The 19,995-nt window shown below is 65.0% G+C and carries 14 protein-coding genes; all 14 read left to right on the top strand.

The window, feature by feature from the left end; translation table 11 throughout:
- Positions 1-142 precede the first annotated feature (142 nt).
- Positions 143-388, top strand: a complete 246-nt coding sequence (locus ACS13N_RS18320; protein ID WP_438933049.1) for a hypothetical protein — start codon at positions 143-145, stop codon at positions 386-388.
- A 1,154-nt stretch (positions 389-1,542) separates the two neighbouring features.
- Positions 1,543-2,736, top strand: a complete 1,194-nt coding sequence (wecB, locus tag ACS13N_RS18315; protein ID WP_438933048.1) for a non-hydrolyzing UDP-N-acetylglucosamine 2-epimerase — start codon at positions 1,543-1,545, stop codon at positions 2,734-2,736.
- Between the two features lie 57 nt (positions 2,737-2,793).
- Positions 2,794-4,965, top strand: a complete 2,172-nt coding sequence (locus ACS13N_RS18310) for a cellulose synthase (protein ID WP_438933047.1) — start codon at positions 2,794-2,796, stop codon at positions 4,963-4,965.
- Positions 4,962-7,139 carry a glycosyl transferase family protein gene (locus tag ACS13N_RS18305; protein WP_438933046.1) on the top strand — a complete coding sequence of 726 codons (2,178 nt, stop codon included), beginning with the start codon at positions 4,962-4,964 and terminating at the stop codon, positions 7,137-7,139. The genes ACS13N_RS18310 and ACS13N_RS18305 overlap by 4 nt, the downstream gene beginning before the upstream one ends.
- Positions 7,136-9,667: an NfrA family protein gene (locus ACS13N_RS18300; protein WP_438933045.1), complete on the top strand. Its 2,532-nt coding sequence runs from the start codon at positions 7,136-7,138 to the stop codon at positions 9,665-9,667. Before ACS13N_RS18305 ends, ACS13N_RS18300 begins: the two co-directional genes overlap by 4 nt.
- Positions 9,668-9,683: 16 nt before the next feature.
- Positions 9,684-10,403 (top strand): alginate O-acetyltransferase AlgF, encoded by a 720-nt coding sequence (locus tag ACS13N_RS18295; RefSeq protein WP_438933044.1) that lies wholly within the window; start codon positions 9,684-9,686, stop codon positions 10,401-10,403.
- A gap of 29 nt (positions 10,404-10,432) precedes the next feature.
- Positions 10,433-11,485, top strand: a complete 1,053-nt coding sequence (locus ACS13N_RS18290) for an alginate O-acetyltransferase AlgX-related protein (protein ID WP_438933043.1) — start codon at positions 10,433-10,435, stop codon at positions 11,483-11,485.
- Positions 11,482-12,657 (top strand): alginate O-acetyltransferase AlgX-related protein, encoded by a 1,176-nt coding sequence (locus ACS13N_RS18285; RefSeq protein WP_438933042.1) that lies wholly within the window; start codon positions 11,482-11,484, stop codon positions 12,655-12,657. Before ACS13N_RS18290 ends, ACS13N_RS18285 begins: the two co-directional genes overlap by 4 nt.
- 7 nt (positions 12,658-12,664) lie before the next feature.
- Entirely contained in the window at positions 12,665-14,287 is a 1,623-nt protein-coding gene (locus tag ACS13N_RS18280; RefSeq protein WP_438933041.1) for an MBOAT family O-acyltransferase, read from the top strand.
- Positions 14,288-14,311: 24 nt separating this feature from the next.
- Positions 14,312-14,548 carry an acyl carrier protein gene (locus ACS13N_RS18275; protein ID WP_438933040.1) on the top strand — a complete coding sequence of 79 codons (237 nt, stop codon included), beginning with the start codon at positions 14,312-14,314 and terminating at the stop codon, positions 14,546-14,548.
- Between the two features lie 9 nt (positions 14,549-14,557).
- Positions 14,558-16,036 (top strand): D-alanine--poly(phosphoribitol) ligase, encoded by a 1,479-nt coding sequence (locus tag ACS13N_RS18270; RefSeq protein ID WP_438933039.1) that lies wholly within the window; start codon positions 14,558-14,560, stop codon positions 16,034-16,036.
- Entirely contained in the window at positions 16,029-16,952 is a 924-nt protein-coding gene (locus ACS13N_RS18265; protein ID WP_438933038.1) for a hypothetical protein, read from the top strand. Before ACS13N_RS18270 ends, ACS13N_RS18265 begins: the two co-directional genes overlap by 8 nt.
- Positions 16,953-17,284: 332 nt before the next feature.
- Complete coding sequence (locus ACS13N_RS18260; protein ID WP_438933037.1) at positions 17,285-19,567, top strand: type VI secretion system Vgr family protein; 2,283 nt, start codon at positions 17,285-17,287, stop codon at positions 19,565-19,567.
- Positions 19,568-19,571: 4 nt separating this feature from the next.
- Positions 19,572-19,994 (top strand): DcrB-related protein, encoded by a 423-nt coding sequence (locus ACS13N_RS18255; protein ID WP_438933036.1) that lies wholly within the window; start codon positions 19,572-19,574, stop codon positions 19,992-19,994.
- Position 19,995: the final 1 nt, after the last annotated feature.

Below are 19,995 nucleotides of genomic sequence, written 5' to 3'. Positions count from 1 at the left end.
CCAGATCCGCGAGCGTGGCATCGATCGAGTGGTCCTTTCGGCACTTGTGCATGTTGTCGTGCCGTAGGTTGCGCGGAATCGCGGTGGGGCATGGCACGCGCGCAGTTTTATCCGAACATCGTGCCCCGGTTTCGAGCCGCCAATGCGAAATGTCGCTCAATCAAAAGAAGATGACTCTCAATCAAAGATATTTGAATCGATAGCCCCCCGAATGGGTGGTCTTGGCGGGCTGATATCGTATTCGTATTCCGGTAAAATTCAGTCTGCTCTAGTGCGGATGAAATTGCGAGAAGCACGGCATATTCCGCTCATCGATGACATTGCTGTGGCGGCGGCACAGGAACGATTGGGCGGAGTTGGCAATTGCTTTGAGCCTCAGGATTTTTAAAGAATTTCCGCATGCCGCTTATGTCTCGCATCGTGCATTCGCCTGAATGTTGGGGTAGATGCGGCACCGGTTCTGAATCGATCCAACTGCCTGTCCCGCGTGATGGCGCGTGCCGAAGTGCGCAAGGCGGCGCCGCTCGTCAGCATATGCGCAGCGCATCAGGTACTGCAGCATGCTCCTGAACTTGTCCGGCATCGCGCCGCCGCGGTGTTTGCCCGAGTATTCAGTGCGGATTGCGACTAAACGACGCGGGTAGCGGTTTGTGGGGCGAATAGGTGGTATGGCTGCGATTTTGTTTCAACGGTCATTGCAACTGGGCGGATTTTTTGGACGTTTCCTCAAATGCCGTTCATTTTTTCATCAACCCAGTATCAGCGGGTTGTGAAGAAACGCTAACCGAATAATTAACAATTGTTGGAAAGTCAGCGTTCCCTACGGTGGATGGGCACGTACCAGGAAGTCTTGCGCTAGTATGCGCGTTGCCGTACCCGCTGAAGCGGGCTGTTGCACAGACAGCCGGGGGGTATAGCGACAATAAAAATAAGTAATCCAATCAATAAGAAGGTTTAAGCCTTGAGTTGGTGGTCGGACGATGTTGGTCTGTATCTATTGGTGACGGGGAAGTTATGAAACAACGCACTATGGTGAGGCGCGAGCATGCCCTGATGGGGATCGCGACGCTCACTTCTATCACGCAGAACGGGGCGCTGTCCCGTCTGCCGACACACCCGTGCCGCCATGGCACGCGGGTCGACGTCCTGTTCGGTCCGACCTGATTCTCAGATGCCGTTTCCCAGGCCCGGGGGCGTTGTCCTCCGGCATTGACTTGGCAGCGCGCCCTTGTGTGCCCGGCATGGTGCTTTTGCCCGGGTGTTGCACGGCGAGTTGCGCGTGGTCGAGTCAACCGATCGATTAGTGGTCGGGCCAAGCATTTCGGATGGGTGATCGGCGCAACACACGCTTGCGGGTGATGCCCGCACGTCTGCACTCCACCTTTCTGCTGAAACCGTCGTGAGCCGGGTGGCCACAGCTGGCGTTGCACGCAAACGCTGGCGCCCTGTAGTGTCGCGCCCGGCTTGGATCGTGAACCGTCGCTGTTTCGCTTCGTGGCCGTTGTCGGCCGCAGCGGTGCATTTGCAAGAGAACGAATCCTGATGCCAACCAAGATCCTTTCCATTTTCGGCACGCGCCCCGAGGCCATCAAGATGGCGCCGGTCGTCAAGCAGCTCGAGTTGACGGCGGGCGTGGAGTCCGTCGTCTGTGTGACCGGTCAACACCGCACCATGTTGTCGCAAGTGCTTGACCTGTTTGGCGTCAGGCCGCATCACGACCTTGCGCTGATGACGGGCAACCAAACGCTTAACGGCCTGGCTTCGCGGCTGATTGCCTCGATCGACGAAGTGCTCGCCAGTGAACGGCCGGACCGTGTGCTGGTGCACGGCGATACCACCACGGCCTGCGCCGCCGCGCTGGCCGCATTCCACCGGCAGATCCCGGTTGGACACGTGGAAGCGGGGCTGCGTACCGGAAATCTCGCGCAGCCGTGGCCTGAAGAGATGAACCGCCGGGTGATCGACGTGATGAGCGACCTGATGTTCGCGCCAACCGACAGCTCCCGGACCAATCTGCTGGCCGAGTCGCTGGCGGGCCGCATCATCGTGACGGGCAACACCGTGATCGACGCGCTCTATATGAGCGCCGCGCGCATCGATGCGGACGCCGCGCTGCGCGTGCAGCTCGATCAGACGCTGGCGTTTCTCGATCCGCAGCAGCCGGTGGTGCTGGTCACCGGCCACCGCCGGGAGAACTTCGGCGCAGGCTTTGCCGAGATCATTGCCGCGCTGGGCGATCTTGCCCGCAGCAACGTCGCGCAGATCGTCTACCCGGTGCACCTCAACCCCAACGTCAGCGAGCCGGTCCGGCAGGCGCTCAGTGGCGAGCCCAACGTACATCTGATTGAGCCGCTGGACTACCTGACCTTCGTGCGCCTGATGCAGCGGTCGGCCGTCATCCTGACTGACTCGGGCGGCATCCAGGAAGAGGCGCCGGCGCTGGGCAAACCGGTGCTGGTGATGCGCGACGTGACCGAACGCCCCGAGGCGATCGCAGCCGGCACGGTGCGCCTGGTCGGCACCCGGCGCGAAACGATCGTGCGGGAGACGCGCACGGTGCTGGAGTACCTGGCGATCGGCGAGACCTTCTCTGGCCGCTCCAATCCGTACGGCGACGGCCACGCATCGGCCCGCATCGTGGCGGCACTGATGGGGCAGCCGTTCCACGAATTCAATCCTGACGGGCCCGGTCGCACCGCTGTTGGTGCAGCTGCCCGCGAGCCTTTGCTGCGATAAGGCGTCATCCATCATTGCGAGACTATCGACGTGAATTCTGAACGTTCTTTTCGCTGCATGACACGCGCGTCGGCGGCAATATTTGCGGTCGCCTTGCTGGTTGCGGGCAGCGCTCAGGCGGCCCCTGATGACCTGGGTGCGGCACTGGCCCAGCTTTCGCAAGGGCGCGTCGTGGCGCGCAGCCTGTCGCTGGCAGACGTGGGCGTGCGTGAGCCGCTGGTGCTACAGGCGCCGGATGCCATCCGCGAGCTGTACCTGCCGGTGCCCGCCAACCTGCCGATCTTCGACGCAACGCTCCAGCTGGATGGCGGCTACATGCGCGCAGACGGCGGTCGCACCACCATGCTGGTGTCGCTGGACGGCGCACCGGTACTGGCGCGCGGCTTTACCCAGTTTCAGGGCGATGCAGCGGCCAGCCTGGGTGTTGACGGCGGACCACGGCCCACGGGTTTTGTCCGTCTGGGGCTGCAGTGGTCGTCCATCATCAACGACACCATCTGTACCGATCAGACCGCCATCGGCAACGTGCTGCGGATCGCCCCCACGTCGCGGTTGACGTATCGCTTTGACCCGGCTGCGGTCAACGATCTGCGCACGGCGTGGAGTGCATTGCCGACGGCGCCGACCGTCGCGTTGAGCGCAAACAAGGTGGGTGCACCCGCCTACGACGTGAGCTGGCGGACGATCGCGCTGCTCCAGGCGGAGAACAAGCGTCCGGCCGTGCGTGCATGGCCCGTGGCGGGCGATACGGTTGACCTGACCGGGGTGAGCGTGCCCAAGGCGTTGCAGGCCGTGCCGGCATTTGCCGCGCTGGCTGCCGGCGGCCAGCGCAAGCTTGCCAGCCCGGCGGAAGCGGGGGCGTTCGTGCTGCTGGCGTCGCGCTCGGCATTCGCACCGGACATCGTGGTGGTGGATGACGCATTGCGCGAGGGCCTGAAGACATCGCTCGATGCACTGCGTGCGCAGGTTGCTGCGGTATCCGCAGCGGCTGCCGCAGCATTTGACCAATGGCGTGTGCAGACCTGGGCGCCGATCACCGAGCCGCTGACGGCAGGTGAAGTGCGGCTTGCGCATCTGCCGGGGCAGGTCGTGATCGTGACGGGCGATGTTGGCGGGGTGGCGGCACTGGCGGCAGCGTGGCGCCCCATCGACACGTCCAACCGAATCGTGGTGCACCAGCTGGAAGGTGCACCGCACGCCTACGGCGACAAGGTCGCGCTGTCACTGCTGGGCGGCGAGCCCCGGACGATGGAAGTGCTGGGGCGTGCTACGTGGGATGCCAACTTCGACCTGAGCACCGTCTCCGGCCAGGGCAAGCTGCCGGGTGAGGTGGTGCTCGACATTGCAGCCGCACCGTCGGCCAGTGTGGGTGGCCAGGTTGCGTCGATCTATTTCAACGGCATGCTGATCGGCTCGGAGCTGCTCAAGCAGGACGGCCGCGTGCAGCGCATCACGGCGCGCATCCCGCGTTACGCGCTGGGCGCCTCCAACTTGCTGCGCGTGCTGTTTCAGCGCCCGCCTGAAGACGGCTGCCGTGCCCGTCTGCAAGGCTATCCGGTGGCCGTGCTGCCGAGTAGCCACGTGACGCTGGAAACCGCCAGCCTGGACCCGGATTTCACTGGCATGGTTGCGCGCTTTGCCTCGCAGGCCAATGTGATGGTGCCGACCGCCTATCTGGGCGATGCAGCCGCAACGCTGCCGCGTGTTGCACGCTTGGCCAATGCCGCCGGCATCGCGCCCACGCGCAGTCAGCTCACCGCGGTGGCTGACAACGAGGCGGCCGCACCCAAAGACACCTTCCTGGCGATCGATGTGCCGCTGCGCGACGAGACCGGTCGCGCTGTGCTGTCGAAGGATCGCCTGACGCTGACGACGACCTCCGACAAGTTGCTGGCCGATGTGTCGGGCCTGACCAACCTCGGCATCGTGCAAGTGGCGAAGGCGGGCAGTGCAACGGGTGTGGTCTATCGCACGGTCGGGCCGGTGGCACCGGTATTGCCAGCCACGCTGCGCCTGTCGCGCGGCGACGTTGCCGTGGTGGCCAGCGACGGCATCGCCCGCGTGTTCGACACGCTGCACCCCGGTGAGGTCCTGCCCAGCGACAGTGACCGCCCGCGCCTGACCAAGAGCTTCTGGTCATGGGCCGGCCCGGGCATCGTGGTGGTGGTGTTCCTGATCCTGCTGGCGGTGGCGGGCTACGCACGCCGGCGTCGTCAGTCGAAGTCGTGACACTCGACGCTATCCAATGGTATGCGGGCCACTTGCTGGCCCAGTACTACCACGGGCTGGAGTTGCTGGCCGTCGTGGTGGCGGTGCTCATCCTGATTTCGAGCCTCGACGATCTGTTCATCGACGTGTGGTTCTGGGTGCGCGAGGTCTATCGCTTCTTCACGGTCAAGCGCGTGCATACGCCGCTGACGGTCGAGCAGCTCAAGGCCCGCGCTGAGCAGCCGATCGCCATCATGGTGCCGGCATGGCTTGAGTACGACGTGATCGCGGCCATGATCGAGAACATGGTCAGCGTGATGGACTACCGCAGCTACATGGTGTTCGTCGGCACGTACCAGAACGATGCGCAAACGATCAACGAAGTCGAGCGCATGCGCCGTCGCTACAAGCAGTTGCGCCGCGTGGAAGTGCCGCACGACGGCCCGACCTGCAAGGCCGACTGCCTGAACTGGGTCATCCAGGCGATCTTCAAGCACGAGCGCGACCACAACATCGAGTTTGCCGGCGTGGTGCTGCATGACAGCGAGGATGTCCTGCATCCGCTGGAGCTGCGCTTCTACAACTACCTGCTGCCGCGCAAGGACATGATCCAGCTGCCGGTGGCCTCGCTGGAGCGCAACTGGTTCGAGCTGGTGGCCGGCACGTACATGGACGAGTTTGCCGAGTGGCACGGCAAGGACCTTGTGGTGCGCGAGAGCCTGGCCGGCACGGTGCCGTCAGCCGGTGTCGGGACGTGTTTCTCTCGGCGCGCGCTGCTGGCACTTGCCGCTGAGACCGACAACCAGCCCTTCAATACCGAAAGCCTGACCGAGGACTACGACGTGGGCGCACGGCTGGGCAAGATGGGCATGCAGTCCATCTTCGCGCGCTTTCCCGTGCAGTTCAGCATGCGGCGCAAATCGTGGTTTGGGTTCGGGCCGGAGCGCGAATTCACGCTCACCATGCCGCTGTGCGTGCGCGAGTTCTTCCCGGATACCTTCCGCACGGCCTATCGGCAGCGGGCGCGCTGGGCGCTGGGCATCGGGCTACAGGGCTGGAAGCAGACCGGCTGGACCGGCGGCCCGGCCAACCGCTATCTGCTCGCGCGTGACCGCAAAGGCATCGTCACCGCGTTCGTCGGCATTCTGGCCTATGTGCTGATCGTGCAGTTTCTGCTGTTTGCCGTGGTCGATCAATTTGGCTGGATGCCCGAGCTGATCGCCTCGCCGTTGTCCAAGTACGAATGGCTGGGCACGCTGCTGTGGTTCAACGCCATTGCGTTGACGCTGCGCGTGGTGCAGCGCGTGTACTTTGTCACGCAGCTCTACGGATGGGAGCACGGCGTGTTGTCGGTGCCGCGCATGATCGTCGGCAACTTCATCAACTTCATGGCGGTATCGCGGGCGTGGAAGATGTTCCTCACCCACCTGCTGACCGGCAAGCGGCTGGCATGGGACAAGACCATGCACGATTTCCCGTCGGAAGACGGCTTCACCGGCGAGCGTCCGCGGTTGGGCGAATTACTGGTGACGTGGCAGGCGATCGGACAGGAGAACCTGGACCAGGCGCTGCAGGACGCGCATGCCCGTCAAGCACCTCTGGGCCGCGTGCTGATGGCCAAGGGCTGGCTGGACGACGAAACGCTGGCCGAGGCCATCGCCTTCCAGGCCGATCTTGAGCGTGGTGCGCTTGACCTGGAGCAACTGCGCATACATGCAGACCTGCTGCCGCTGGATACCGTGATTCGCCACCGGGTGTTGCCGCAAGGCGATGACGCCGCGGGGCGCGCGGTGCTGCTGGTTGCCAGCCCGCTGCAGGACGCGGAGCTTGCGCGGGTGGCCGCTGAACTGCAGCGCGATGTGGTGCAGCGGATCGTGCGTGAAGGCGAAATCGCCATGGGCCTGCGCCAGTTGCGCGGCATGAGCGTGGCAGCCGCAGGCACGCTCGCGCCGCATGCCACCCAGGCGGACGGTGCGGCTTCGGCGCGTGGCGTGCCGCTGCTGGGCGACCTGCTGATCGAGCGCGGCCATGTCCTGCGCGAAACATTTGACACCACGCTACGCGACTACAGTCCGCACCGCGACGGCCGCATCGGCGACTACATGGTCAGCCGGGGCGTGATCTCGCACGCAGCACTGGAAGACGTGATCAAGGAGCAGCACCGCCTGGGCGGGGTGCTGGCGGTAGCGGCATGAGGCAACTGAACGTGAAACCCGCGCGCGCATTCCAGCAACGCATGCCGGCGCGCCTGGCGATGGCCGCGTTGGCGGGGGCGCTGTGCGCGCCAACGCTCCTGCATGCATCGCATGGCGCACAGCCACTGCCGCTGGCCGGTGCCGCCTATCGTGTCGCGCAGCAGGCATACGACGCCTGCAAGCGCCGCGCTTATAGCAGTTGCGTGGCACTGGCACGCGAGGCGATCCGGCAGCGTCCTGACGTCATGTCGCTTCACCTGTTGCTGGCTGACGCACTGGCTGCGCAACGTCAATATGCGGAGGCCGGGCGCGTGCTCAACGGCGCTGTTGGGCGCTTTGGCCCAGACCCGCAGCTTGTCGAGCAGCGCAAGCGCGTTGCCGCCTTGCGAGCACCTGCCAACGCGGCCGGGCAAGCGCTGGCCAAGGACGAGGAGGGCGGCGCACTGCTGACCGGCACAGCGCTGGAAGCGGCCAAGAATGCCTACCAGGCCTACAACGCAAAGGACTTTGCCGGTGCTGCGCGGTACGCCAACGAGGTCATTGCGCTGCGTCCGGACCTGAAGCGTTTTCGCCTGTTGCTGATCGATGCTTCCAGCGCAGCCGGCGATGACGCCGCTGCCTGGGACGCCGACATGGCCGCCGTCCGCCAGTTTGGTGACAGCGAGCCACTGCGTATCCGCCGCGAGTTCATTGGCGTCGGCTTGGGCATGAAGGTGGCCGAGGCGGCGCTCAATGCGCGCCAGGCAGGCGATACGACGCGTGCCATCGAACTGGCGCGTCAGGCTGTCGTCTATGCACCGGCGCGTTTCGATTACCGCCTGCAACTCATCGACGGGCTGCTTGCCACGAACGATCTGGCTGGCATGGAGCGCGCGATGGACGATGCCATCGCCTACGACGATACGGAAATCATGGCCTGGACGTTGCGCGGCTACGCACGCGCGGCACAGGGTAAGTCGGCGGCGGCCAACGCTGACCTGGCACAAGCGGCCAAGCAGACCGATGCCACGGCCGCTGTGCGGCGTTCGATGCAGACCATCGCCGCCGATATCTGGCTGGCCCAGGGAGAGCCGCAGCGCGTGATCGACATGCTCGGCGATCTCAAGCCGATTGACGACGACACGGATTCGCTCATCACCATGCGCGTACATAGCGCGCGCCTGCAGCAGAAAACTGCGCTGGCAGCTGCATCAGCAGCAACGGCCACACCGGCGCCGTCTGCCGAGACTGTCACGCAGCGCGTGGCCGTGGCTGCGCGCCCGGTGATCGACTGTGCCAGCAGCGAGTTCGGATCGGACTGCGATCTGTATCCGGCAGACCCCGGCTTTGCGCCGGCGCAGGCGGCTGCCCGGGCTGCCGAGGCGAAAGACACGAAGGCGGCGCTTGAATACGCACGCCAGGCCGTGCAGGCCGCGCCGCAGGATGCACAGCACCGCGTTGACTTGGTCAATGCGCTGATCGATGCCAAGCAGGAGCGGGCGGCAACAAGCGAATCGAAGGCGATCGTTGACAACGGGCTGCTCGACGCGTTGCCGCCGCTTTCGGCCGCATACATCGCGCAGCGCGCTGGTGATGACCAAACCGCTTCCGACCTGTTCGAGCGCGCGGACAAGATCACGCCGCTGTCCATCGACGAGCGTACTGATGCCGCCTATTCGGCCATGGCGGCGCGCCGCAACCAGCTTGCCATCGCGCACCTGGAACGCGCTATCGATGCCGGCCTTGCGCCGCCGGAGGGCGACGACCCGCCACCCACGCCCCAGGCCATGCTCGACATGCGCGAGGCCCATGCCGACGCCACGCGCAACTGGGGCTTCGACGCGACACTCAGCTACCGTGGCGGCGGCATGCCCTCGGGCCCGCTGCTGGCCAACACGCCCGGCGATGCCAACGCGTGGCAGCTGGGCGTGGAAGGATACTGGCGCCCGTTCGGTCCGCTGGGTGATCGGATGTTCGAGGTCTATGCCCGCGCCTTCGAAAGCTTTGGCGTCAAGGGCGGTGAAGCCAGCGGCGCCCAGACGCTGCAGGCAGCCGTGGGCGCACGCGTCAAGCCGTTTGCCGACGTCAATGCGATCTTTGCCATCGAGCGCGTGATCCCGATCGGCTCCGCCGCCAACGGCGATTGGCTGGCGCGTGCCGCCTATTCGGACGGCTTCGGCACCGAGCGCCGCATCGACGTGCCGTCGTGGTGGACGGGGCGCTTCTACGCAGAGGCCGGACGCTACTTGCAGGCCGGCACCAACTACGCCACCACCAACGCCGAGTTTGGCCGTACTTATCGCATCGATCGCGTCAGCTCGCGCTGGACGGTGTTCCCGTACGTTGTCATCGGCGCGGACTACGACAGCAGCGTCAACGGCAGCGTGCCGATCGGCGCGGGGGTGGGGGTGTCAACGCGCTATGTCTTCCGCGAGAGCAAGTACGACGCACCACGTTCGTACGTCGACGTGTCCTTGCAATACCGCTTCAAGTTGGCCGGCGACGACCGGGCCCGCGGAGTGTTCTTCAACGCCATCTATTCCTATTGATCCTATGCCACGTCGCATGACATTGACTGACCTGATGCGCGCGCTGGGCGCCGTGCTCGTGCTGGGTGTGCCCGCCGCCGCGTACGCTGCCGCGCAGGATGTTGCCGGACTCTACGGCCCGCAGCCGCCCGCCAACGCCACGTACGTCCGCGTGGTCAACCTGGCCGCGCAATCGGCCCGCGTGACCCTGCCGGGCAGCGAAGCCGCACAAACGGTGGCCGCGGGCGCATCGACGCGCCTGAGCGTTGTGACCCCGGGTACGCCGCTGCGCGTGACGGTCGATGGGCGTGAGCCCGTGCAGGCCGCTGCTGCCGATGCAGCAGGTGCGGCATCGGCCAGTGATGCCACGGCCGGCCAGGCCATCACCGTAGTGCTCACGCGCGAGGCCCAGGGCTGGCGTGCCACGCGCGTGGCCAACCCGCAGGAGCGCCTGGACGCGATGCGCGCCACGCTGCGCGTCTACAACTTTGCAGGCGCTTGCACCGCGAAGATCGTCGTGGCCGATGGTGGCCCGACCGTGTTTGCGCAGGTGCCCACGGGCACGCAGCAGGCCCGCGCCATCAACCCGATTTCTGCGCGCCTGACAGGCAGCTGCGGCACCACCACGACAGCGCCGCTGCAACTGCCCACGCTGGCTGCTGGTGACAGCTACAGCCTGTTCCTGGCGGGTGATGCCGCCAAGCCCGTGCTCACCGGCGTGCGCGACGACCTTGCCTGGCCGCCCGCCAAGAAGTGAACCTCACCACCGAATCTGAAGGCCACACCATGACCGTATTGCTTCGTTCGCCGTTCGGCGCCAACAGCCAGTCCTTCGACGCGCGCCGCCGTCGCGTGTTGTTCTCGCTGGGCGCGGCACCGCTGGCCGGCGCGCTGGCTGGGATGCCAACCCTCAGTCTTGCCGTGCAGGGCGCACAAGCGCCTGCTGCCAAGACCCAGACCATCATCGAAGGGCGCGACCGCTGGCTGTTCCCCGGTTGGGAAAGCCTGACCGATGACGACACGAATGCCTGCCTGCAGGCGCTCGACCTCATTCGCAAGGCAGCCGACAAGCTCAGTGCGAGCGACATCCGCACGGTCATCGTCATCGCGCCGCTCAAGGCGCGCGCCTACGCGGACAAGCTGCCCGACGGCACGACGCTGTCGTCCGCAGTGAAGGGCCGCTACGCAGCACTGGCGGCGCATGCCGGCAAGATCGGGCTCGACATGGTTGACGCAGAAGCCGCCATCGCCACCGTCAACCCGACCGACGACACGACGTTCATCCGCGCCGACTACCACTGGTCGGGCCGCGCCGCCGAGGCCAATGCGGCCGCCACCGCCAAGCTACTCCAGGCACGCGGCTTGTTCACGGAGCGTTCGGGCGGTGGCACGCGACTCGGCAAATGGACGGAAGAGATCAGCTACGGTGATCTGGCCGACCTGCTGCCGCCGGAGAAGAAAAAGGCCATCGGCAAGGACCATTTCTTCGTGCGTCAGGCTGGCAGCAACAAGGACTTGCTCGATAGCGCGCCTCCGCTGGTGCAGGTGGTTGGCAACAGCATGGTGCAGCCGTACCTCGGCTTTCCGCAGAAGCTCTCGAATGCGATCGACACCCCTGTTGGCCTGACCTGGACCTTCGGCAACGTCGGCCCGTGGAAGACGCTGCTGAACTATCTGGAGTCGCCAGCGTTCAAGTCCGGCAAGATCAAGGCGCTGGTCTGGCAGTTCAATGAAGGCCAGATGATGAACGGCCCGAACGCGGCCACGCAGTGGGATGCCGCCTCGATCATGGCCGAAGACGCGTGGCTTGCGCGCCTGGACAAGGCGCTGGCGCGATGAGCGACGGGCTCGCGCGCGCGCCGGCAACGGCGCTGCCTGGGCAGGCGCCGGCAGAGGCTGCGCCACCGGACCGGTTTGCGTTCTGGCATCGTGCGGTGGCGTGGTTGGTGGCGTTGCTCCTGGCTGTCGGTCTGGGCATGGCCGTGATGGCACTCGCGCGACAGGCCGATGGCGGCGAGCCGTTCAATTGGAGTGGGTGGCGTGACGGCACGCTGGGCCATCAGGTTGAAGGTGCCATCGATGTGCCGTACGCGCGCGCGCTACACCGCTGGCAGGCTGCGCTGCGTTATCGCGTGCTGGGCGATCTTGGCCAGCAGGTGCGCGAGGGCTGCCCGGGCTGGCTCTTCTACGCGGATGGATTGCGCCCGCCCCCGGCCGCGGCCGGGCAGGTGAGGCAGGCGGGTGTGCCCGGTGCCGACGCGTTGCTCGATGCGCGCATCGCGACACTGCACCGCTACGCCGACGCACTGCGCAAGGACGGTATCCGCCTGGTCGTCGTGACGGTGCCCGACAAGGCGCGCGTTGAAGCGCAGGCCCTATGCGGCTTGCATCAGGATGCCCGCATGACGCAGCGCCTGGCCGGATGGCAGCAGGCGCTGGACGCTGCCGGTGTCACGCGCGTGGAGCTGCTGCCCACGTTGCAGCAGGCAAGCCCCGCGTACTTCCGCACCGATGTGCATTGGAACGCCAACGGCGCGCAGGCGGCTGCCAACGTGATCGGCGCGGCCGTGCTGCCGTTGCTGGGCGGGCGAGGCGAGGCACGCTTCGAGCACCAACAGGCAGCAGCAGAGCCCCGCGTCGGTGATCTGCTCACGCTGAGTGGTCTGGGCGATGTGCCAGACGCATGGCGCCCGGCGCCCGATCTGGTGGCCGCGCAAACCATCAGTGCCGTGCATTCGGGTGGCCTGCTCGACGATGCGCCGCCGGTCGAAGTCATGCTGGCGGGCAGTTCGTTCTCACGGCGCAGCGAGTTTGCAGGGCGCCTGGGCGAACAGCTTGGCCGCGAGGTCTGGAACGTGAGCCTGGATGACGGCCAGTTCGACCGTGCCATGCAAGCCATGTGGGACAAGCGCGCAACGTGGCCCAAGAGTGTGCGCGTGCTGGTGTGGGAGATGTCGGAAGACGCGCTGCACCTGCCGGTCAAAACCCTCCCCAACGGCACCAGCCATTGAGGCCGAGATGCTATTCAACTCGTTCATTTTCCTGACGCTGTTCCTGCCGGTTTCGATTGCCGGCTACTACCTGCTGGGTGCACGCTCGCCGCGTGCAGCATCGGTCTGGCTGTGCGCTGCGTCGTTCCTGTTCTACGGGTGGTGGAACCCGTCGTTCGTGCTGCTGCTCACGTTGTCGATCGCGTTCAATTTTGCGATGAGCTGGCTGATCCTCAGCAACCCGGCCGGGTCGCGTGCGCGCCGCGCGTGGCTGGCCTTCGCTATCGTTGTCGATCTGGCGGTGCTGGTGCGCTATAAGTACCTGGCGGCACTGCTTGGCGTGGTGGTGAACGCGGCCGACATCATGCCGGCCGGCTGGATTGCCGTGGCGATGGAAGACGTAGCACTGCCGCTGGGCGTGTCGTTCTTCACCTTCACGCAGATCGGCTATCTGCTCGACTGCAATGCTGGCATCGTCAAGGAGCGCGATCCGCTGGGCTTCATCCAGTTCGTCACGTTCTTCCCGCACCTGATTGCCGGGCCGATCCTGCACCACAAGGAAATGATGACGCAGTTCGCGCGCCCCGAGACGTACCGGCTGCGTGCGGAGAACCTGTCCATCGGCCTGACGATGTTTACCTGCGGGCTGGCCAAGAAGCTGCTGCTGGCCGACACGATTGCGCCGTATGCCGACCATGGCTTTGCCGCGCCGCACGAGCTGCAGATGCTGGCCGCCTGGGGCGCCTGCCTGGCCTATGCGATGCAGCTGTACTTCGACTTCTCTGGCTATTCCGACATGGCGATGGGGCTGGCGAAGATGTTCGGGGTGCGCTTCCCGCTCAACTTCAATTCGCCGTTCAAGGCGGGCAGCATTATCGAGTTCTGGCAACGCTGGCACATGACGCTCACGCGCTACCTGACCAGCTACCTCTACTACCCGATGGCGATGCGTATCAACCGCGCACGCATGACCAGCGGCAAGTCGACTGGGCGGCTGGCGCAGCGCTCGGTGGGCGGCTTTGCGGCAACCGTGGCCGTCCCGACCTTCTACACCATGGGCCTGGCCGGTGTGTGGCACGGGGCGGGGTTGCAGTACCTCGTCTACGGCCTGCTGCACGCAGCCTTTCTGAGCATCAACCACGGCTGGCGGGCATGGCAGGCCGCACGCGCGCCGGCCGGTACGCCGGCACAGGCAGTACAGGCAGTGACGCCCACGCGGCTGCGTCATGCGGCCAATGTGCTGCTGACCTTCGTTGCTGCGCTGGTGGCGTTCATCTTCTTCCGTGCCCACGGCGTGCATGACGCGTTGGAGATGCTGGGCGGCATGGTTGGCCTGCGCGGCATCGAGCCGCTGGGCTGGCCCGCCTGGGGCGAGGCCGGCATGAGCGGGCTGGAGTGGCTGCGCATCGTGCTGGGCCGCTCGGCGCTGGCGCTGCAGATCGTGGTGATGTTGTCCATCGTCTGGTGCCTGCCCAACGTGCATCAATGGATGGGCCAATTCTCACCGGCGCTTGAGCGTCCTGCCAACGCCGCCGCTTCACGTTTTGCGTGGCGACCTTCGCTGCGCTGGAGCGTTGTCATCGTCGGGCTGCTGCTGTTCTGCATGGCGCAGCTGCACGGTGAGGTGCGCTTTCTCTATTTCCAATTCTGACCGCGCTTAGTCGCAACTATGACCATGACTCAAACCGAAACCCTGCTGGCTGACGTAAAGGCGCTCGTCGAGAACGTCGTACTGCGCGCGGTCGAACCCGACACGCCGCTGATCGAAATGGGGCTGGTCGATTCAGTACTGGCGGTCGAAATCGTGATGGCTGTCGAAATGCAGTTTGGCGCGCGTGTGCCGCCCACAGAGATTGCCGAGCATCTGGCCTCGGTCAACGCGCTGGCGGCGTATATCCAATCCACCAGATAGGAGAGGGCGATGCGGCTTGATCTTCATACGGGCACGTTTGTCGACACCGGGCTGCGGCCCGACCACGATGCGGTGATCGGCGACGATCGCACGCTCACCTGGCAGGCGCTCGCGCAAGAGGCCGCCGCGTGGTGCGTACAGGCACGCGCGGCAGGCTTTGCCGCTGATGTGCCGGTCATCATCCGCGGGCACAAGGAGGCGGCGTTCTTCGTTGCCATTGCCGGTGCACTGATGCTGGGTGCGCCTTTCGTGCCGCTCGACACGATCTACCCGGATGAGCGCATGGACCGCATTGCGCGCACATTGAGCGCGCATGCCTACTACGATGCGCGCACCGCAACCTTCGCACCCCTGCCGCACGCCAGCAGCCCACAACCGCTGCAGGAAAAAGGGCTCGCCTACGTGCTGTTCACCTCGGGCACCACGGGCGAACCCAAGGGTGTGCAGATCGGCCGCGAGAGCGTGCACACCCTGGTCGACTGGATGGCACACGACTTTGGGCTGGGTGCCGCACCGGTGTTCCTGAACCAGGCGCCGTTCAGCTTCGACCTGTCGATGTACGAGGTCATGGCCACACTCGCGCTGGGCGGCGGCGTGGTGCTGGCCTCGCGCGAGGCCATTACCCAGGGCGATGCCTTCCTGAAGATGCTTGCCGCACACGGTGTGACGACATGGGTCTCGACGCCGTCATTTGCCCAGCAGCAATTGCTGCAGCCGGCGTTCTCGGAGAAGGGGTTGCCCACGCTCGACACCTTCCTGTTCTGTGGGGAAGTGCTTCCGGTCACGCTGGCACGTCACTTGCGGCAGCGCTTTCCGAACGCGCGCATCATCAACACCTACGGCCCCACCGAGGCCACGGTTGCCACGACATGGATCGTGGTGGACGATGCCATGCTTGCCGGTACAGACAAGCTGCCCATCGGCTACCCCAAGCGGGGCAGCGAAGTCTTCGTGCAAGACGGTGAGTTGTGCATTGCCGGCCCGCATGTGATGCGGGGCTACCTGAACCGCGAAGACCTTAATGCCACGCGCATGTTCTCGCACAACGGCACGCGCGGTTTTCGCACCGGTGACCTGGGTGCGGTGGACGAGCACGGCCGTCTGTTCTGCCATGGCCGGATTGACGACCAGGTCAAGGTAGGCGGCTACCGTATCGAGTTGCTGGAGATCGACGCCGCGCTGGGCAGGCTGCCCGGCGTGCAGAGTGCAGCAGCGGTGCCATTGCGGCGGCCTGATGGATCGGTGGCGCGCATTGTCGGTTTTGTGCAGCCGGCATCTGGCGATGCGCAGTCGTCGTTCTTGCCGCAAGACTGGAAGGCATCGCTGGGTGAGGCGCTGCCGCCGTATATGATCCCGTCGGAGTTGATTCCGCGGCAAACGTTGCCGGTGTCCGTCAACTTCAAGATCGATCGCGCCAAGCTGGCGCAGGATTACCGTGACATGCAACTCAACCCGATCCGCCAAACCGAGGGCAAGCACAATGCCTGAACGACGTCCTTCCTGGCGATGTGCCGCGCTGGTCGTGGCCCTGGCCCTGTCGGGTACGTTGACGGGCGGGGCGGTCGCGCAGGAGTTTGCCGGCGAGCCGCTGGCCGAGGGTGTTGTCTGGCAGCCGGATGCCCTGCACAAGAATCCGAAGGGCACCTGGGACAGGCTCGGCGTCAGCAACCTGCTGGTGCAATGGACGGCGGTGGACGATGCGACCTTCGTGTCGGGCGCCCGGCCGTCGGCGGTGGCGCATGCGCCGGACTGGTCGCGCATTGCCGCCGAGCCCTGGGCGCGCAATGTCATCGTCGGGCTGGCCGGCGCGTTTGATGAAACCTGGGCGCGTGCCCACGTTGAAGAGCTTGCCGAGCGCTCACGGCACCTGGTGTCGGTGCGTCCGCCTGTCAACGTGGAGGGCTGGTATTTCCCGGTCGAGGTCGATCCCACGTGGAAGGACATGGCGCGGCTCAAGCGCGCGCTTGACCGGCTGCCGCGGCCGCTGTGGATCAGTGTGTACGACCACAGTGAACTTGGCGCCAAGGGTTTTGCCGATTGGGTCGCACGCTGGCTGCCCGCCGACGTGGGCGTGTTCTGGCAAGACGGTTGCGGCGCATTCAAGCGAGATCCAGCCACGGCGCGGGCCTACGCTGATGCACTGGCCGGGCGCTTCGGCACCGAGCGCGTACGCATGATTGCCGAGGCGTTCCGCCCCAAGCGTCGCGGTGGTTTCCGTCCCGCCACCGCCTATGAGCTGGCGCCGCAACTAGCGCGCTACCAGGGCTTCAAGGTCTACCTGTTCGACGGGCCGCACTACGTGTCGCCAACGCTCGTCGACGGACTGCTCAAGCACCCGCTGCGCAACGCACCGGGATTGGCGCTGGACGCGCCGTTGAAGAGCGACTCTGGGCAGGATTCGTAGACCCCGCTCAGCGCGCAGCGGCGTTTTGAAGACACCGCGCTTTTTATCAAACGTTAATGTTGCTCGACTGCGGAAGCCGCCAAGTGCTTCTGTAGTGACGTTGCGCGTTGTGATTAAAACGCGTTAAACCAGAATTCAAAAAGTTTCAGCTTCCAAGTAACGGAACGCTCATCTGCCAAACGCAGGCTTCCACTAGCATGCGATCCATCGCCAATCGACAACGTATCGGTTGGAAGTGCCGGGGGGATTCCGGCCGAAGACAACGGGTGTGTCTGTTGACTACGTAGTTGGCCCGGCCGGTGCAAATCGCATAGGACGATGGGAGCGGGCCCATGAGTTTCACAACAACCGGAGGCGGCAATGCGCCGTCCGGCAATTCTTTTCTTTCGACGCTGTCCGGCAGCGGGTTGCAGGCGGGCACGAGCCTGCTGACGGATGCTGCCGGCATGCTTGGCAATGTGCCAGGCGCTGGCCTGATCGGCGGTGCTGCGCGCGCGGCGCAACTGGCGCAGACGGGCATGTCACTGCTTGGGCGTACGCCGGCCTCGATTGCCGATGCCATCAACGGCATGTCGGGTGCCAAGGCGCGCCTGACGCAGGACAGCCGTTTCGTACGCATGGAGTCGCCGCTCGGGCATGACGTGCTGCTGGTCAACGCGCTGGTGGTGGACGAGTACGTCAACCGCCTGCCGGAGATCCATCTCGATCTGCTCTCGCACCAGAGCGATATCGAGATCGACAAGATCGTCGGGCAGCAGGTGTCGGTGTCGCTGGAGCCGAAGTCGAGCGGCGGTCTGTTCAGCCAGCTCGCGGGCGGGCCGGAGATCGGCCAGCGCTACTTTCAGGGCTACGTTGCATCGTTCGGGCGAGTGGGGCACCCAGGCTCCGTCACGCGCTACGAAATGACGGTGGTGCCGTGGTTCTGGTTCCTCACGCGTTCAACGGACTGCCGCATCTTCCAGAACAAGACCGCTGAAGAAATCCTCTCGGAGATCTTTGTCGAGCTTGGCTTTCATGATTTCGAATTCCACCTGAAGTCGGAACAGACGCGGCTTGAGTACATCGTCATGTACCGGGAGTCCTACTACAACTTCTGCGCCCGCCTGATGGAGCAGGAGGGCATGCTCTGGACGCACCGTTACGAGAAAGACAAGCACGTGCTCGTGATTGGCGACACCAACGACACGTTCAAGCCGCTGGAACCCGTGGATTCGATTCCGTACTACGGCGCCAGCGCCGCCAGCGAGCGCAACGGCATCGACCGCTGGGACGAAGCGTTCAACTTTCGCGTGGGCAAGATCACCTATCGGGATTTCAACTACGACACGCCATCGTCACCGCTGATGCATGTGGAGGTGCCGACCACGTTGAAGAACCCCAACATCGGCGGCACCGAGCGCTACGAATACCACTCGCTCTATGATCACGGCGACGACGGCCGCCGCTACGCGCGCCAGGCGATGGAGGCGGAAGAAGCGCTGGCGCATCGCTTCAAGGGCACGGGCTTTGTGCAGGCCATGACCACGGGCGGGCGCTTTCGGCTGACCAATCACCCGGTGTCCGCCTACGACGACAAGCCCTTCGTGCTGCTGCACGTGCGGCACCACGCCGTGAACGACTACACGCGCAACGGCACCGATCTGCCGTACCGCAACAGCTTCACGTGTCTGCCGGCGGAGGTGCCGTTCCGCCCCGAGCGCCGCACGCCCAAGCCTTACATGTACGGGACCCAGGCGGCCGTGGTGGTCGGCCCCAAGGGCGAAGAAATCCACACCGACGGTAGCCGCGTCAAGCTGCATTTCTATTGGGACAGGCGCGGCAAGTCCGATGGATCCGACTCGATCTGGGTGCGTGTCTCACAGCCGTGGGCGGGTGCGGGCTGGGGCGGCGCGGCCATCCCGCGTATCGGGCAGGAGGTGATCGTGGCCTTCAACGAGGGCGATCCCGACAACCCGGTGATCGTCGGGCGCGTATTCAACGGCGAGGCCGCCAACCCCTACCACGGCGACAACGGCCAGACCATGGGCATCCGCAGCCAGACGCACAAGGGCGGTGGGTCAAACGAGCTGCGCTTCTCTGATGTGAACGGCGCGCAGGAAGTCTTCATGCATGCGCAGAAAGACATGAACACCGTCGTGCAGGATGCGCAGAGTACGCACGTGGTCAAGGGTGATCGGACGATCCTGGTGTCGACGGGGGACCATGCAACGGAGGTGTCCACCGGCAACATGAGCGAAGCCGTGAAGGGCAACCACACCACGCTGGTAACGCAGGGCGACCACAAGACGCAGATCGACACCGGCAACATGGAAACGACCGTCGGCAAGGGCGACAAGAAGCTCACCGTTGCCAAGGGCAACTATGAGACGACGGTGTCCGTGGGTGATCAGACCCACACCGTCACCCAGGGCAATACGACGCAGAAATCGCCCGCGGGTGTGCACACGATCGAAGCCAAGGAACTGTGGATCAAGGTGGGCGGTGCGGGCGGGACGTCGATCCACATGACGGCCGACGCGATCGAGCTGCACAAGGGTTCATCCACCATCCGGCTCGATGCGGCCGAGATCAAGATCCAGGCCCCCAACACCCATATCAACCCGGATAACGGCTGACACCATGTATCAGATGCAGGAAGGTTCCCTGTCGCTCCCACCCGACTGGATCGACAAGTCGATGAACGTGTTCGTCTCTGCCGCAACCGGCACGGAGGGCGTGAGTTTTGTCGTGACGCGTGAACGTTTGCCGTGGGGCATGCAGTTTGCTGAGTACGCCACGAGCGAGTTGCAGAAGCTGGCCAAGCAGGTGCCCGACTACGAAGCCGTGGCCAGCAACGAAACCACGGTGTCCGGCCGCGCAGCCTATGCGCACGAATACAAGTGGTCGAACAACGGGCGCCCGCTGCAGCAGCTGCTCACGATGGTCGAGAACGGCAAGCAGGTGCTGATGCTGACGTTCACTGCACCCGGCGTGCTGAGCCCGAGCCAGAAGGCACTGGTGGAAGGGGTCGTGCAGAGCCTGCGCCTGAACGAGCAGGCTTGAG

This window comes from Ralstonia sp. 24A2, from assembly GCF_051783885.1.
Classification (GTDB): domain Bacteria; phylum Pseudomonadota; class Gammaproteobacteria; order Burkholderiales; family Burkholderiaceae; genus Ralstonia.
This window is presented reverse-complemented; position numbering and strand designations above follow the sequence as displayed.

What these genes read in the sequence shown, in the direction of transcription:
- ACS13N_RS18280 (WP_438933041.1), top strand. Translation starts at nt 12,665, where the DNA reads ATGCTATTCAACTCGTTCATTTTCCTGACGCTGTTCCTGCCGGTTTCG.
- ACS13N_RS18310 (WP_438933047.1), top strand. Translation starts at nt 2,794, where the DNA reads ATGACACGCGCGTCGGCGGCAATATTTGCGGTCGCCTTGCTGGTTGCG.
- ACS13N_RS18285 (WP_438933042.1), top strand. Translation starts at nt 11,482, where the DNA reads ATGAGCGACGGGCTCGCGCGCGCGCCGGCAACGGCGCTGCCTGGGCAG.
- ACS13N_RS18255 (WP_438933036.1), top strand. Translation starts at nt 19,572, where the DNA reads ATGTATCAGATGCAGGAAGGTTCCCTGTCGCTCCCACCCGACTGGATC.
- ACS13N_RS18265 (WP_438933038.1), top strand. Translation starts at nt 16,029, where the DNA reads ATGCCTGAACGACGTCCTTCCTGGCGATGTGCCGCGCTGGTCGTGGCC.
- ACS13N_RS18320 (WP_438933049.1), top strand. Translation starts at nt 143, where the DNA reads ATGCGAAATGTCGCTCAATCAAAAGAAGATGACTCTCAATCAAAGATA.
- ACS13N_RS18300 (WP_438933045.1), top strand. Translation starts at nt 7,136, where the DNA reads ATGAGGCAACTGAACGTGAAACCCGCGCGCGCATTCCAGCAACGCATG.
- ACS13N_RS18290 (WP_438933043.1), top strand. Translation starts at nt 10,433, where the DNA reads ATGACCGTATTGCTTCGTTCGCCGTTCGGCGCCAACAGCCAGTCCTTC.
- ACS13N_RS18260 (WP_438933037.1), top strand. Translation starts at nt 17,285, where the DNA reads ATGAGTTTCACAACAACCGGAGGCGGCAATGCGCCGTCCGGCAATTCT.
- ACS13N_RS18270 (WP_438933039.1), top strand. Translation starts at nt 14,558, where the DNA reads ATGCGGCTTGATCTTCATACGGGCACGTTTGTCGACACCGGGCTGCGG.
- wecB (WP_438933048.1), top strand. Translation starts at nt 1,543, where the DNA reads ATGCCAACCAAGATCCTTTCCATTTTCGGCACGCGCCCCGAGGCCATC.
- ACS13N_RS18295 (WP_438933044.1), top strand. Translation starts at nt 9,684, where the DNA reads ATGACATTGACTGACCTGATGCGCGCGCTGGGCGCCGTGCTCGTGCTG.
- ACS13N_RS18275 (WP_438933040.1), top strand. Translation starts at nt 14,312, where the DNA reads ATGACTCAAACCGAAACCCTGCTGGCTGACGTAAAGGCGCTCGTCGAG.